Below are 14,970 nucleotides of genomic sequence, written 5' to 3' on the forward strand. Positions count from 1 at the left end.
GGGCCAAACAACACTGCCTTACTAACTCCTTCTGGGCTTCGATGATCTGAAGCAACTCGCTGTCGAAACCTACATAACTCTTTGTTTACCAAGGAGTTTTCCGTTTCGACTGCGCCGGAAGTGGGGCGAATTATAGACAGATATAAAACGCCGTCAACAGTTAATTTCAGGTTTATTCGGATTTAAGCGTAATACGCGCAAATGCCTTCTTGCCGGCCTGGCAAACGTGGGTCGCGCCCAGTTCGTATATAAAGGTGCGATCGACAACCTCACCATCTATACGTACACCGCCAGACCCCAGAAGGTCGCGCGCCACCGCCGAGTTCTTCACCAGGCCCGCCTTATTAAGGACGGCAGCGATCGGCATTGCCTCGCCAGCAGTCAATTCAATCTCAGGCAGATCATCCGGCAGCTCGCCATCCTTCATACGGTTACCCGCAGCACGGTGAGCACTGGCCGCAGCCTCTTCACCATGGAAGCGCGCAACAATCTCTTCAGCCAGCTTGATCTTCACATCCCGCGGGTTAGCCCCAGCTTCCACTTCAGCACGCAATGCATTGATCTCATCCATCGAGCGGAAACTCAACAGTTCGAAGTAACGCCACATCAGCGCATCCGGAATCGAAACCAGCTTGCCGTACATCACACCCGGCGCTTCCTGGATACCGACATAGTTACCCAGGGACTTGGACATCTTCTTGACGCCATCCAGCCCTTCCAGCAACGGCATCGTCAGAATGCACTGAGCCTCTTGCCCATACGCACGCTGCAGCTCACGCCCCATCAGCAGGTTGAACTTCTGATCAGTACCGCCCAGCTCGACATCGGCACACAACGCCACCGAGTCATACCCTTGAACCAACGGGTACAGGAACTCATGGATCGCGATCGGCTGATTGGTGGAGTAGCGCTTATCGAAGTCATCGCGCTCGAGCATGCGAGCAACGGTGTATTGGGACGTCAGACGAATGAAGTCCGCCGGCCCCATCTGATCCATCCAGGTGGAGTTGAAGGCCACCTCGGTCTTGGCCGGATCAAGAATCTTGAAGACCTGGGTCTTGTAGGTCTCGGCGTTATCGAGAACCTGCTCACGGGTCAGCGGCGGACGCGTAGCGCTCTTGCCGCTCGGATCGCCGATCATCCCGGTGAAGTCACCTATAAGGAAGATCACCTGATGCCCCAGTTCCTGGAACTGGCGCAGCTTATTAATAAGCACCGTATGCCCAAGGTGCAGATCCGGCGCCGTCGGATCAAAGCCGGCCTTAATACGCAGGGGCTGGCCACGCTTGAGCTTTTCGATCAGCTCAGCTTCGACCAACAGTTCTTCCGCACCACGTTTGATCAGCGCTAGCTGCTCTTCAACCGACTTCATAACAGACCCGCAAGGCTCAGATTCAAAAGGGAACCAACCATACAAGATCAGGGACTAATTACAAGTTTTGCCCTGCGCACGGACACCGTTCAGCAAGCCCAGCGTTCGCAAGCTTGCACCACAGATGATTTGGTTATATTTTATACAGTTATTTCATCTTCATCATGTCATTCATCTTTTCCAATTCATCTTTTCAAAGTCAAAATTACTTATGACCACAGAACCGTCTAAAGCGCCGCCGCTTTACCCGAAGACCCACCTGCTCGCCGCAAGTGGGATCGCCGCCCTTCTGAGCCTGGCACTCCTGGTATTTCCTTCCAGCGACGTAGAAGCCAAACGAACGACCCTAAGCCTTGACCTTGAAAGTCCGGTTGAGCAACTGACACAAGATCAAGACGCTTCCGACGCACTTCAAGCCACAAATGGCGCAGCCGAATCGCCGTTTGCCCAGATCGAAAGCAGCGCCGAAGACACTAAGGAAACCGCGCAGGCCGAACCTGCGGTAGTAGAGGCACCCAAGAACCCGCTGCACCGGGAAGTCATTGTTGCCAAGGGCGACACCCTTTCGACCCTGTTCGAAAAGGTCGGCCTCCCCGCCGCGACGGTCAACGATGTACTGGCAAGCGACAAGCAGGCCAAGCAATTCACCCAACTCAAGCATGGCCAGAAGCTTGAATTCGAACTGGCGCCCGACGGCCAGTTGACCAACCTGCACAGCAACGTCAGCGACCTGGAAAGCATCACCCTGACCAAAGGCGCCAAGGGCTTTGCGTTCAACCGCATCACCACCAAGCCGGTCATGCGCTCCGCCTATGTACACGGCGTGATCAACAGCTCGCTGTCGCAGTCCGCCGCCCGCGCCGGCCTGTCCCACAGCATGACCATGGACATGGCCAGCGTGTTTGGCTACGACATCGACTTCGCCCAGGACATTCGCCAGGGCGACGAATTCGACGTGATCTACGAACAGAAGGTCGCCAACGGCAAGGTCGTCGGCACCGGTAACATCCTTTCTGCGCGGTTTACCAACCGTGGCAAGACCTACACCGCCGTGCGCTACACCAACAAACAAGGCAACAGCAGCTACTACACCGCCGACGGCAACAGCATGCGCAAGGCGTTCATCCGTACCCCGGTTGACTTCGCCCGTATTAGCTCGCGTTTCTCGATGGGTCGCAAGCATCCAATTCTGAACAAAATTCGCGCTCACAAAGGCGTCGACTACGCCGCCCCGCGTGGCACGCCGATCAAGGCTGCCGGTGACGGCAAGGTCTTGCTGGCTGGTCGCCGTGGCGGCTACGGCAACACCGTGATCATCCAGCACGGGGCCACCTACCGCACGCTGTATGGCCACATGCAAGGTTTCGCCAAGGGCATCCAGACCGGCGGCAACGTCAAGCAGGGCCAGGTGATCGGTTACATCGGCACTACCGGGCTGTCCACCGGCCCGCACTTGCACTACGAGTTCCAGGTCAACGGCGTGCACGTCGACCCACTGGGCCAGAAGCTGCCAATGGCCGACCCGATCGCCAAGGCCGAGCGCGCTCGCTTCCTGCAGCAGAGCCAGCCATTGATGGCCCGCATGGACCAGGAGCGCTCTACTCTCCTGGCTTCGGCGAAGCGCTAAGCCATGTCGCTCTATATAGGTGTGATGTCCGGGACCAGCCTTGATGGCTTGGACATTGCGCTGATCGAGCAAGGCCCGGCGATCAAGCTGATCGCCACCCACTACATCCCCATGCCTGAATCCCTGCGTTCCGAGCTGCTTGGCCTGTGCGCCAGCGGCCCGGACGAGATTGCCCGTTCGGCGCTCGCGCAGCAGAACTGGGTGACGCTTGCCGCCCAAGGTATTCACGCCCTACTCGATCAGCAGAACCTCAAGCCCCAGGACATTCGAGCGATTGGCAGCCACGGCCAAACCATTCGTCACGAACCTGCACGGGGTTTTACCGTGCAGATCGGCAACCCGGCGCTGCTCACCGAATTGACGGAAATCACCGTCGTCAGTGATTTCCGTAGCCGCGATGTCGCCGCCGGAGGCCAAGGCGCCCCGCTGGTGCCTGCATTTCATGAGGCACTGTTTGGCGAGCGTACGGGCAACCGCGCCGTACTGAATGTGGGCGGCTTCAGCAACCTCAGCCTGATCGAGACCGGCAAACCGGTCGCGGGCTTCGACTGCGGCCCGGGGAATGTCCTGCTGGATGCCTGGATTCACCAGCAACGCGGCGAGAACTTCGACCGCGATGGCCAGTGGGCTGCCAGCGGAAAGGTTGAACCCCAGCTACTCAAGGCATTGCTCAGTGATCCGTTCTTTGTGACCAAGGGGCCAAAAAGCACCGGTCGCGAAGTCTTCAACCTGGGATGGCTTGAGCATCACCTGGGACGATTGCCGCCATTCGCAGCCCAGGACGTGCAAGCCACATTGCTCGAGCTGACTGCCCTGACCATCGTCGAATCCCTGCAAACCGCCCAACCACAGACCGAAACCCTGCTGGTCTGCGGCGGCGGCGCCCACAACGCAACCTTGATGAGCCGCCTGAGCGCCCTGCTGCCGGCGACCCAGGTCAGCAGCACCGCCACCTGCGGCGTAGACCCTGACTGGGTCGAAGCCATGGCGTTCGCCTGGCTGGCCCATTGCTGCCTGGAAGGCATCGCCGCCAACCGCCCCAGCGTCACCGGCGCCCGCGGCCTTCGTGTACTCGGCGCGATCTACCCCGCCTGAATCCCACACAGCAAAACGCCGCTTGGCCCTATCAAGGCCAAGCGGCGTTTTTATATCCGCTGTCGATCAGATCGAGAACGAAGACCCGCAACCACAAGTGGTGGTGGCATTCGGGTTCTTGATCACGAAGCGCGAACCTTCCAGACCTTCCTGATAGTCCACCTCGGCTCCTGCCAGGTACTGGAAGCTCATCGGATCGACAACCAGGCTGACGCCCTCGCGCTCAACGATGGTGTCGTCATCGGCCACGTCTTCATCGAAGGTAAAACCGTACTGAAACCCTGAACAACCGCCGCCCGTAACAAATACGCGCAGCTTCAAGCGATCATTACCCTCTTCATCGACCAGGCTCTTCACCTTGTGCGCAGCACCGTGGGTGAATTGCAAAGCCGTGGGGGTGAAGGATTCAACGCTCATGCTGATAATCTCCCGGCGTAGCGCCGCCATATGCGTGATGGCGGGCATTATCCGCTTCTCCTAGAAAAGCGGTCAACTATTGTTACGGTATATCAATCTGCGCAGCGGCCATTAAAAACACGAAAGGCCCGATCAACGGGCCTTTGCGCAACAGCAGAAAATTTACGGCAGCATGCCCGCGTGGGACAGGCCCAGCTTCTCATCCAGGCCAAACAGGATGTTCATGTTCTGCACAGCCTGGCCCGAAGCGCCCTTGACCAGGTTGTCGATGACCGACAATACCACCACCAGGTCACCATCCTGTGGACGATGCACTGCGATACGGCACACGTTGGCACCGCGCACGCTGCGGGTCTCCGGGTGGCTGCCCGCCGGCATCACATCGACGAACGGCTCATTGGCATAGCGCTTTTCAAACAGCGCCTGCAGGTCTACCGAGCGATCAACGACCGTCGCATACAGTGTGGAGTGGATCCCGCGGATCATCGGTGTCAGGTGCGGCACAAACGTCAGGCCGACATCCTTGCCCGCAGCACGACGCAGCCCCTGGCGAATTTCCGGCAAGTGACGATGGCCTTTGACTGCATAGGCTTTCATGCTTTCCGACGTCTCGGAGTAAAGCGAACCTACAGCGGCCCCACGACCAGCACCACTGACGCCCGACTTGCAGTCAGCAATCAGCCGCGATGCATCCGCCAGCCCAGCTTCCAGCAATGGCAGGAAACCCAACTGCGTAGCCGTCGGATAGCAACCCGGCACAGCGATCAGGCGTGCTTGCTTGATCTGCTCACGATTGACTTCCGGCAGGCCGTACACCGCCTCTTCCAGCAACTGCGGTGCACCGTGAGGCTGGCCGTACCACTTGGCCCACTCATCGGCGTCCTGCAGGCGGAAGTCTGCCGACAAGTCGATCACCTTGGTGCCGGCGGCCAGCAACTCGCCCGCCAGGGCATGGGCCACACCGTGAGGCGTGGCAAAGAACACCACATCACACGCGCCCAGGGTCTTGATATCCGGAACGCTGAACGCCAGGCCGTCATAGTGGCCTCGCAGGTTCGGGTACATATCGGCCACAGCCAGGCCGGCCTCGGATCGGGAAGTGATCACCACCACCTCAGCTTGCGGATGCTGAGCCAACAGACGCAGCAATTCGACACCGGTGTAACCCGTGCCGCCGACGATACCGACCTTGACCATAAACCTGCCCTCAACGAACCCACTGGAAAGCCGTCGATAATAGGGTTCGTATCGTCCTGCGACAACCTTCAACATGACGTGTAGACGCAAGAGCCACTACTATCTTCAGCTACCGTGAACCTGGGAATAACTAAAAATGCTTTATCTATGGGTCAAAGCCTTTCATATCGTCAGCATCGTCTGCTGGTTTGCCGCGCTGTTCTACCTTCCGCGCCTGTTCGTCTACCACGCCCAAAGCGAGGACACCATCAGCAAGGAACGCTTCAGCGTGATGGAGCGCAAGCTGTACCGCGGCATCATGGGCCCGGCGATGATCGCCAGCCTGGTGTTCGGCGGCTGGCTGATCTACCTCAACCCGGCCATCTTTCAATCCGGCGGGTGGATCCACGCCAAGTTGACCCTGGTAGTACTGCTCATCGGCTACCACCATATGTGCGGCGCGCAGGTAAAACGTTTCGCCCGTGGCGAAAACACCCGCAGCCATGTCTTTTATCGCTGGTTCAATGAAGTGCCAGTTCTGATATTGCTGGCTATCGTAATTTTGGTCGTGGTCAAACCGTTCTAATCTCTATTACTCGGGGTACTTCCAATGTCGCTGCCCGCTTCGCTCGAACACAGTCTGCGCCTGCCCGTCGTGGCTGCGCCGATGTTTCTGATTTCCAACCCGCAACTGGTGCTGGCCTGCTGCCGCAACGGGATTGTCGGCAGCTTCCCTGCCCTCAACCAGCGGGAAAGCAGCGGCTTCAAGGCGTGGCTGGAAGAAATCGAAGCGGGCCTGGCGCTGCTGGAGAACCCGGCGCCTTATGCGGTCAACCTGATAGTGCACAACAGTAACCCGCGGGTGGAAGCTGACCTGGCGATCTGCGTCGAGCACAAGGTGCCGATCGTCATCACGAGCCTGGGCGCGGTGAAAGAATTGGTAGACGCGGTGCATAGCTACGGCGGCCTGGTATTCCACGATGTCACCACCCGGCGCCACGCCGAAAAAGCCGCTGAAGCCGGCGTCGATGGCCTGATCGCCGTTGCGGCGGGCGCCGGTGGCCATGCCGGCACCTGGAGCCCGTTCTCGCTGATCGCAGAAATCCGTCAGTTCTTCGACAAAACCCTGCTGCTCGCCGGTTGCCTGAACCACGGCCACGAAATCCTCGCCGCGCAACTGCTCGGCGCCGACCTGGCCTATTTCGGCACGCGTTTTATCGGCACCACCGAAAGCCATGCCCCGGATGCCTATAAAGAGATGCTGCTCACATCGCGCGCCGCCGACATCGTGCACACTCCAGCCGTCTCCGGTGTTCCCGCAAGCTTCATGCGCCAGAGCCTGGAAAATGCCGGTTTCGACCTCGCCGCGCTGCAAGGCAAGGGTGAAGTCAATTTTGGCTCCAAGCTCAAGCCACTCAACGACGAAGCCAAAGCCTGGAAGACCGTGTGGTCCGCCGGCCAGGGCGTCGGAGAGATTGATGATTTGCCCAGCGTCGATGAACTCGTGGCCCGCCTGGATGCCGAATACCGCAAGGCGCTCGAGCATGCGGCACAATTGCCTGAACGCTGGCCACGCTGATCCGCGATTCAAAGCCTGCTGATCAAGGCAGGCCTCCCCATTCAAGTGACAAGGATGCCCGCATGAGCGACAACCGTTTCAAGATTGTGTTTGATGGCGCATTGCTCCCGGGTGTCGAAAGCACCACCGCCAAGCTGAACCTCGCCGAGTTGTTCAAAAGTGATGTCGACGCGATCGAAAAGCTTTTCACCGGCCGCCCGGTCGCGCTGAAACGCGACCTTTCCCGCGCCGATGCCGAGACCTATCTGCAAGCGCTGAAAAACGCCGGGATGGATGCGCGGATAGAAGAAGAGCAGCCGGTCGCCTTCAGCCTTGCCGAAACCCATGAAACGGACTCCGGCAGCGCGACTGACTACACCCGCCCCGCCGCATCGCCTTACGCCCCGCCCCGGGCCGCGGTTGGCGAGAACCTGCCGGAGTTTTCCACCCTTAAGGTATTCACCGTCAACGGCCGGATCGGACGCCTGCGCTTCCTGGCGTGGACGCTGGTGCTGAGCGTGGTGATCCTCCTCGTCTCAAGCGTGTTCTTCACCGTCGGACTTGGTATCGCTGCGGTCTCTCCGACGATTGCCATGGTCATTGGCTTCCTGGTGGGGATTGCCATACTCGTGGCCGCTGTGTGGGTCAGCGTACAGATCACCGTGCAGCGCCTGCATGACCTGGGCTGGTCCGGCTGGCTGTGGTTCCTGCACCTGGTGCCCTTCGTTGGCAGCATCTTCCCGATCCTGCTGATGGTCCTCCCCGGTAACACGGGCGCAAACCAGTACGGCGCGCCACCACCGCGTAACTCCACTGCGGTGAAAATCCTCTCCGCATTGTGGCTCGCATTCATTCCGCTGGTATTTGCCGGCGCGGTGTTGGTGGGCATGAGCGGCTACCTGGATCAACTGGAAAGCGATGTAGGTGGCAGCTACGAAAGCAGCTCCATCAACTCCGATGACGACAGCGACCAGGCCACCACCGTCGATGAAGTCGATGTGCAAAGTGCTGACGACACAGCCGAACCTGTAGACTCTACGCAACAGTGAAAAACGCCCGACGCCTGTGACGCCTCTGTCACAGGCCCGGTAGCGTTGCGATGGAGAAACGCATGACCCGTTACGCTCTGATCACCGGTGCCTCCAGCGGCATCGGCCTGGCCTTGGCCGAAGCACTGGCCCGTCGCGGCCGCAGCTTGATTCTGGTGGCCCGCCAGCGTGATCAGTTGGAAAGCATTGCAATCGAATTGACTCAGCGCTTCGGCGTCGAGGTGCTGTTCCGCGCCTGTGACCTGGGCGAGCCCCTGCGGCTCTCCGGGTTCCTGCTGGAACTGGAAGAAGGCGAGCGGCAAATCGACCTGCTGGTGAACTGCGCCGGCATCGGTACCAGCGGTCCGTTCCTGGCGCAGGACTGGATGACCGAGCAGGACCTGATGGAGGTCAACATCCTCGCCCTGACCCGCATGTGCCATGCCCTCGGCAACGCCATGGCCCTGCACGGCGGCGGGCAGATTCTCAACGTCGCGTCGGTTGCCGCGTTCCAACCCGGCCCGTGGATGAGCACTTACTACGCCAGCAAGGCCTACGTGCTGCACTTTTCCGAAGGCTTGCGCGAGGAACTGAAGACCTGCGGCATCAAGGTTTCCGTTCTTTGCCCCGGCCCGACCCGCACCGCATTCTTCGGCACCGCCCAAATGGACACCGCCAAGCTGGATCGCAGCCAACAGTTGATGAGCCCGGAAGAAGTCGCGCTCTACACCGTGCGTGCGCTGGCCAGGAACAAAGCCATCATCATTCCCGGCCGGCGTAATCGCTGGCTGGCGTTCAGCCCGCGCCTGAGCCCGCGCTGGCTGACCCGCAAGATTGCCGGCGCGATCAACAAGGCCTATTGCCCGCGCTGATCGCCTGAGTACACTCACCCTGCACTTTCACAATGGAGAAACAGCTGTGGATACTCTGTTCACCAAGATCATCAACAGAGAAATACCCGCGAAGATCATCTACGAGGATGACCAGGTCCTGGCCTTCCACGACATCGCGCCAATGGCACCCGTGCATTTCCTGGTGATTCCGAAAAAGCCGATCCGCACCCTCAACGACCTCACCGAGGAAGACAAGGCGTTGGCCGGGCATATCCTGTTCACCGCCCAGCGCCTGGCGGTTGAGCAAGGCTGTGAAAAGGGCTTCCGTGTGGTGATGAACTGCAACGAAGATGGCGGACAGACCGTTTATCACATCCACATGCATGTTCTGGGTCAACGCCAGATGAACTGGCCGCCGGGCTGAGCACTACCTGTGGCGAGGCAGCTTGCTGTGGCGAGGGAGCTTGCTCCCGCTGGGCTGCGTAGCAGCCCCAAAAACGAGAGCGCTGCGCACTCCAGCGCGAGCAAGCTCCCTCGCCACACAAGCAATTTGACCCAGCGCAAACGCTTCCCCCTCTCTTGCGGTAAACTGGCCGCCGAGATTCTTCCCGGAGGTCAGCATGACTACCCAACGTCACTACTCGCCGATTGATCGTCTGTTGCTGCAAGCCGATACGGCCATGCGCACGCTGCTGCCATTCAGCGGCCAACCGCACCGCCCGTCGCCCGCCATCGTGCGGCCCGAAGCGCAGATGAGCGAGACCGACACCCGCCACGTCGCCGGCCTGATGCGTATCAACCATACCGGTGAGGTCTGTGCCCAGGCGCTGTACCAGGGCCAGGCCCTGACCGCCAAGCTGCCGCAAGTGCGCGCTGCGATGGAACATGCCGCCGAAGAAGAAATCGATCACCTGGCCTGGTGCGAACAACGCATTCGCCAGTTGAACAGCCATCCGAGCGTGCTGAACCCGCTGTTCTACGGCTTATCGTTTGGCATTGGTGCGGTGGCCGGGCTGATCAGCGACAAAGTCAGCCTGGGTTTTGTGGCCGCCACCGAGCATCAGGTGTGCAAACACCTCAATGAACACCTCGAGCAACTGCCGGCTGAAGACGAAAAGTCCCGGGCGATTCTTGAGCAGATGCGCATTGATGAAGAACATCACGCCGAAAGCGCGCTGGACGCGGGCGGCTTCCGCTTCCCGGCACCGGTGAAATTTGGCATGAGCCTGCTGGCCAAGGTCATGACCAAAAGCACGTACCGCATCTAGTTTCAGCAGAAAACAAAAAAGGGCGCTATCAAGCGCCCTTTCTTTTTGCCTGCCGATTGAAGAATCAGCCCAACTCAATGATCTCGTAATCATGAGTGATGGCAACGCCCGCAGCGCCCAGCATGATCGAGGCCGAGCAGTACTTCTCCGCCGACAACTCGATGGCCCGCTTGACCTGGGCTTCTTTCAACGCCCGGCCCTTGACGACAAAGTGCATGTGGATCCTGGTAAACACCTTCGGGTCTTCGGTGGCACGCTCGGCTTCCAGGAATGCTTCGCAGCTTTCCACCGCCTGGCGGGACTTCTTCAGGATGCTCACCACATCGAAATTGCTGCAACCGCCTACACCGAGCAGGAGCATTTCCATCGGGCGTACGCCCAGGTTGCGGCCACCGGCTTCCGGCGGGCCGTCCATGACCACCACGTGGCCACTGCCCGACTCACCGAGGAACATGGCTTCGCCCGCCCATTGGATGCGTGCCTTCATCGCCCAGACTCCACTGCTAAAAAAGGGTCGCCAGCTTAGCACAGCACTTTGGGCCGGCAGCGTTTCCCATGAAAGCGATCAACAGCAGGGTTTGCTGGGTAAATTCCCTAATGAAGTCAGAATGTGTCTGTTAAGCTGGCGCCAAATCAATGGCGCATTGCCATCCATTGGATGATGTAGCTTAGCCGTTGATCGCGCTGGATAAAAAAACAAGCTCACCAACACCGTGCAGTCTTTTCGGGATACAACCATGGTTGCTATTACTCCCACACCCAAAATCAAGAACCTCGACAAACTGCTGATGCATTGTCAGCGCCGGCGTCATCCAGCCAAGCACAACATCATCTGCGCGGGCGAGCGCTCGGAATCCCTGTTCTTCATTATCAAAGGCTCGGTCACCATCCTGATCGAGGATGACGATGGTCGCGAAATGATCATCGCCTACCTCAATACCGGTGATTTCTTCGGTGAACTCGGGCTTTTCGAACAAGCCGGCAAGGAACAGCAACGCAGTGCCTGGGTGCGGGCCAAGGTCGAATGCGAAGTCGCCGAGATCAGCTATACGAAATTTCGCGAACTGGCCCAGCAGGATCCCGACATTCTGTACGCCCTGAGCGGCCAGATCGCACAGCGCCTGAGAGACACCACGCGCAAAGTCGGCGACCTGGCGTTCTTCGACGTCACCGGCCGGGTTGCCCGCTGCCTGCTGGAGTTGTGCAAGCAACCGGACGCAATGACCCATCCCGACGGGATGCAGATCAAGATCACCCGCCAGGAAATCGGGCGGATCGTCGGTTGCTCAAGGGAAATGGTTGGCCGTGTGCTCAAGGACCTGGAGGAACGCAACCTGGTGCATGTCAAAGGCAAGACCATGGTGGTCTTCGGTACGCGTTAAACCGGCAGGAAACTCGCAAGCATCTGACGGTACAACGTATCAAGCCGGGCAATCGCATCTGGCGCCGCAAAGGCTTCGTGCAGGGCGATGTGGCTTTCGGCGCGCACCCGTTGTTCCAGGCCGCATGCTTCATTGAAGCGATTGACCGCGGCGATCAACTCGACGCGATCGTCATCCAGCAGCAACGCACCATGCACCAACCCCACCGGGCGCCCGCCACTCTGGCGCCAGCGCTGGGCGGTACCGACCATTTTGCGACCATCAAGGTTGACGTTGTAGCGACCGTCGCAAAACGCACCGTCGATCTCGCCCACCGACGCGTTGCCACCCAACTCGATCAGCAGGTCGCAAATCGGCTGGCACAGACGCTGGTAGCCGGTTTCGATACGGCCCTGGTCACCTTCACTGCGTGGTGGCGCGTAGACTAACGCGATATTGACCGTGGCTGCCGATTGCGGAACCGGCTCACCGCCCGTTTCCCGCAGCAGCACCGGCCAACCGGCATCTGCCGACACCTGGCTGGCGGTCTCGAATGCCGGAAGGCGGCTCAAACGACGAGGCATCACCAACGCTTGATCGCTGGGCTGCCAGAACAGCAGGCCGAACGGTTGCTCGCCGGCACAGACCGCGGCAAGCAAATCCTGCTCGGCCTTAAGGCCTGCCTCGACCGTCATCGCCACCGGCTGGGTCATCATCAATCCAGGGTCGAGCCACTGACGGCAACGCCACGCTCCGGGAAGAACAGGCGCTGCAATTCAGCCCCCGGGTTCTCGGCACGCATGAAGGTTTCGCCGACGAGGAACGAGTACACGCCGCTGATTTCCATCAGTTCCACATCGGCGCGATTGACGATGCCGCTTTCGGTGATCACCAACCGGTCGCGCGGGATGCGCGGCAACAGGTCGAGGGTGTTTTCCAGGCTGACTTCGAAGGTGTGCAGGTTGCGGTTGTTGACGCCCACCAACGGTGTGTCGAGGGTTTTCAACGCGCGTTCCAGTTCATCACCGTCGTGCACTTCCACCAGCACGTCGAGGCCGACGCTCTTGGCCACGGCCGCCAGTTCAGCCATTTTCACGTCATCCAGTGCGGAGACGATCAACAGCACGCAATCGGCGCCCAAGGCACGGGCTTCGACGATCTGGTAAGGGTCGACCATGAAGTCCTTGCGGATCACCGGCAGCGAACACGCCGCACGTGCTTGCTGCAGGTACAGGTCGGAACCCTGGAAATAGTCGATATCGGTCAACACCGAGAGGCACGTCGCGCCGCCCTTCTCGTAGCTTTTGGCGATGTCTTCAGGGATGAAGATCTCGCGAATCACGCCCTTGCTCGGCGAAGCCTTCTTGATTTCAGCGATAACGGCCGGCTGTTTTTCCTTGGCCTGCTTGATCAGCGCATTGGCGAACCCACGCGGTGCATCGGCGGTTTTCGCCAGGCCTTCCAGCTCAGCCAGGCTGACCCGGGCACGGCGCTCGGCGACTTCTTCTGCCTTGCGGGCCAGGATTTTTTCCAGAACGGTCGGAACACTCATCCTTCATTCTCCACTTTGAACACCGCAGTAAACGCACCCAGTTCTTCGAGCTTTTCGCGCGCCAGCCCGGTATGCAATGCATCATGAGCGAGGGCAACACCCTCTTTAAGACTGTAGGCGTGATCCGCGGCGTACAGCGCCGCACCGGCGTTGAGCACAATCATTTCTGCGGCTTTCTGGCCGTTTTCGGTCTTGCGGCGTCCCAGGGCATCGCGAATCAGTTCAAGGGAGGCTGCCGGGCTTTCTACCGCCAGGCCGTGCAGGCTCTGGCTTTTCATGCCGAGGTCTTCTGGCTCGACCCAATACTCGGTGACCTGGTCGTTCTTCAACTCCGCCACGAAGGTCGGTGCCGCCAGGCTGAACTCGTCGAGGCCATCCTTGGAGTGCACCACCAGCACGTGCTTGCTGCCCAGGCGCTGCAGGACTTCAGCCAATGGCCGGCACAGCGCCTGGCTGAACACGCCCACTACCTGATGCTTCACACCGGCCGGATTCGTAAGCGGGCCGAGCATGTTGAACAGGGTACGCAGGCCCAAGTCCTTGCGCGGGCCGGCGGCGTGTTTCATCGCGCCGTGATGGGACTGGGCAAACATGAAGCCGATACCGACATGATCGATGCAGCGCGCCACTTGTACCGGGGTCAGGTTCAGGTAGATGCCTGCTGCTTCCAGCAAATCGGCGCTGCCGCTTTTACCCGACACCGCGCGGTTACCGTGCTTGGCCACGGTGCAGCCGGCAGCGGCCACCACAAAGGAAGAAGCCGTCGACACGTTGAAAATGTTCGCACCGTCGCCGCCGGTGCCGACCACGTCGACCACGCCGTCGAGGGTCTTGAGTTCAACCTTGTCGGCCAGCTCACGCATGACCGACACAGCGCCGACGATTTCGTCGATGCTCTCGCTCTTCATGCGCATGGCCATCATGAACGCGCCGATCTGCGCGTCGGTGCATTGACCGGTCATGATCTCGCGCATCACATCGCTCATTTCAGCGGTGCTCAGGTCCAGATGGCCGACGATACGGCTCAGGGCAGTCTTGATATCCATGAAAAGTCCTTAGCGCGTGCCGCCGCTCTGCTTGAGAAAGTTAGCGAACAGCTCGAAGCCCTGCTCGGTCAAAATCGATTCCGGGTGAAATTGCACCCCTTCGACGTTCAGTGTCTTGTGACGCAGGCCCATGATCTCGTCGACCGAGCCGTCTTCCAGCTGGGTCCAGGCCGTCAGCTCAAGGCACTCGGGCAGGGTTTCACGCTTGACCACCAGCGAGTGGTAGCGGGTTACCGTTACCGGCAGGTTCAAACCCTGGAATACGCCCTGGTCCTTGTGAAATACCGGGCTGGTCTTGCCGTGCATTACCTGGCGAGCGCGGACGACGTCGCCACCGAAGGCCTGGCCGATGGACTGATGGCCCAGGCACACGCCCAGGATCGGCAGCTTGCCGGCAAAGTATTGGATGGCTTCGAGGGAGATGCCCGCTTCGGTCGGCGTGCACGGGCCTGGGGAGACGACGATGCGTTCAGGGTTCAACGCGGCGATCTGGGCCACGGTCAATTCGTCGTTGCGCACCACCTTGACCTCGGCGCCGAGCTCGCCCAGGTACTGCACAACGTTGTAGGTAAAGGAGTCGTAGTTATCAATCATCAGCAACATGTGGGTTAAAACCTCTTGAATTCACTGACTTCTA

The 14,970-nt window shown here is 59.7% G+C and carries 17 protein-coding genes; 9 read left to right on the forward strand and 8 right to left on the reverse strand.

What is annotated here, in order from left to right; translation table 11 throughout:
- Positions 1-172: 172 nt before the first annotated feature.
- Positions 173-1,372 (reverse strand): tyrosine--tRNA ligase, encoded by a 1,200-nt coding sequence (gene tyrS / locus HX839_RS04515; protein ID WP_177066791.1) that lies wholly within the window; start codon positions 1,370-1,372, stop codon positions 173-175.
- Between the two features lie 211 nt (positions 1,373-1,583).
- On the opposite strand from tyrS, the gene HX839_RS04520 reads away from it, so the two are divergent.
- Positions 1,584-2,999: a peptidoglycan DD-metalloendopeptidase family protein gene (locus tag HX839_RS04520; protein ID WP_003210931.1), complete on the forward strand. Its 1,416-nt coding sequence runs from the start codon at positions 1,584-1,586 to the stop codon at positions 2,997-2,999.
- 3 nt (positions 3,000-3,002) lie between these two features.
- Positions 3,003-4,094, forward strand: a complete 1,092-nt coding sequence (locus tag HX839_RS04525) for an anhydro-N-acetylmuramic acid kinase (RefSeq protein ID WP_003210933.1) — start codon at positions 3,003-3,005, stop codon at positions 4,092-4,094.
- Between the two features lie 66 nt (positions 4,095-4,160).
- Here HX839_RS04525 and erpA read toward each other — a convergent pair whose 3' ends face one another.
- Positions 4,161-4,511, reverse strand: coding sequence for an iron-sulfur cluster insertion protein ErpA (gene erpA, locus HX839_RS04530; RefSeq protein WP_003176443.1), 351 nt, complete (start codon positions 4,509-4,511; stop codon positions 4,161-4,163).
- A 162-nt stretch (positions 4,512-4,673) separates the two neighbouring features.
- Entirely contained in the window at positions 4,674-5,708 is a 1,035-nt protein-coding gene (gene argC / locus HX839_RS04535) for an N-acetyl-gamma-glutamyl-phosphate reductase (protein ID WP_003210935.1), read from the reverse strand.
- A gap of 136 nt (positions 5,709-5,844) precedes the next feature.
- Here argC and hemJ point away from each other — a divergent pair, with 136 nt between their 5' ends.
- From hemJ to coq7, 6 genes are all read left to right on the forward strand, one after another.
- Positions 5,845-6,273, forward strand: coding sequence for a protoporphyrinogen oxidase HemJ (gene hemJ, locus HX839_RS04540; RefSeq protein WP_003210937.1), 429 nt, complete (start codon positions 5,845-5,847; stop codon positions 6,271-6,273).
- Positions 6,274-6,297: 24 nt separating this feature from the next.
- On the forward strand, positions 6,298-7,266 hold the full coding sequence (locus HX839_RS04545; RefSeq protein WP_177066792.1) for a nitronate monooxygenase family protein: 969 nt from the start codon (positions 6,298-6,300) through the stop codon (positions 7,264-7,266).
- Positions 7,267-7,328: 62 nt separating this feature from the next.
- The gene (locus HX839_RS04550) at positions 7,329-8,294 is read left to right on the forward strand and encodes a DUF805 domain-containing protein (RefSeq protein WP_177066793.1); all 966 of its coding nucleotides are present in this window, start codon (positions 7,329-7,331) and stop codon (positions 8,292-8,294) included.
- A 62-nt stretch (positions 8,295-8,356) separates the two neighbouring features.
- Entirely contained in the window at positions 8,357-9,145 is a 789-nt protein-coding gene (locus HX839_RS04555; protein ID WP_003210941.1) for an SDR family oxidoreductase, read from the forward strand.
- A gap of 46 nt (positions 9,146-9,191) precedes the next feature.
- On the forward strand, positions 9,192-9,530 hold the full coding sequence (locus HX839_RS04560) for a histidine triad nucleotide-binding protein (RefSeq protein WP_003210943.1): 339 nt from the start codon (positions 9,192-9,194) through the stop codon (positions 9,528-9,530).
- A gap of 196 nt (positions 9,531-9,726) precedes the next feature.
- Entirely contained in the window at positions 9,727-10,374 is a 648-nt protein-coding gene (coq7, locus tag HX839_RS04565; RefSeq protein WP_003210945.1) for a 2-polyprenyl-3-methyl-6-methoxy-1,4-benzoquinone monooxygenase, read from the forward strand.
- A gap of 64 nt (positions 10,375-10,438) precedes the next feature.
- On the opposite strand, the gene HX839_RS04570 is transcribed toward coq7, so the two are convergent.
- Positions 10,439-10,861, reverse strand: coding sequence for an OsmC family protein (locus tag HX839_RS04570; RefSeq protein WP_003210947.1), 423 nt, complete (start codon positions 10,859-10,861; stop codon positions 10,439-10,441).
- A 250-nt stretch (positions 10,862-11,111) separates the two neighbouring features.
- Between HX839_RS04570 and crp the strand changes: the two genes are divergently transcribed.
- Positions 11,112-11,756: a cAMP-activated global transcriptional regulator CRP gene (crp, locus tag HX839_RS04575; protein ID WP_003210949.1), complete on the forward strand. Its 645-nt coding sequence runs from the start codon at positions 11,112-11,114 to the stop codon at positions 11,754-11,756.
- Here crp and HX839_RS04580 read toward each other — a convergent pair.
- Genes HX839_RS04580 through HX839_RS04595 form a run of 4 tightly spaced genes read right to left on the reverse strand, consistent with a single transcriptional unit; the run spans position 11,753 to position 14,936 of the window.
- Entirely contained in the window at positions 11,753-12,448 is a 696-nt protein-coding gene (locus HX839_RS04580) for a lipoate--protein ligase family protein (protein ID WP_093204494.1), read from the reverse strand. The genes crp and HX839_RS04580 overlap by 4 nt on opposite strands.
- 2 nt (positions 12,449-12,450) lie before the next feature.
- Positions 12,451-13,287: an indole-3-glycerol phosphate synthase TrpC gene (trpC, locus tag HX839_RS04585; RefSeq protein ID WP_102606385.1), complete on the reverse strand. Its 837-nt coding sequence runs from the start codon at positions 13,285-13,287 to the stop codon at positions 12,451-12,453.
- Positions 13,284-14,333, reverse strand: coding sequence for an anthranilate phosphoribosyltransferase (gene trpD, locus HX839_RS04590; protein ID WP_003210955.1), 1,050 nt, complete (start codon positions 14,331-14,333; stop codon positions 13,284-13,286). Before trpD ends, trpC begins: the two co-directional genes overlap by 4 nt.
- A gap of 9 nt (positions 14,334-14,342) precedes the next feature.
- Positions 14,343-14,936 (reverse strand): aminodeoxychorismate/anthranilate synthase component II, encoded by a 594-nt coding sequence (locus HX839_RS04595; protein WP_003210957.1) that lies wholly within the window; start codon positions 14,934-14,936, stop codon positions 14,343-14,345.
- Positions 14,937-14,970 lie beyond the last annotated feature (34 nt).

The organism is Pseudomonas sp. I8001 (genome assembly GCF_013385345.1).
Classification (GTDB): Bacteria; Pseudomonadota; Gammaproteobacteria; order Pseudomonadales; family Pseudomonadaceae; genus Aquipseudomonas.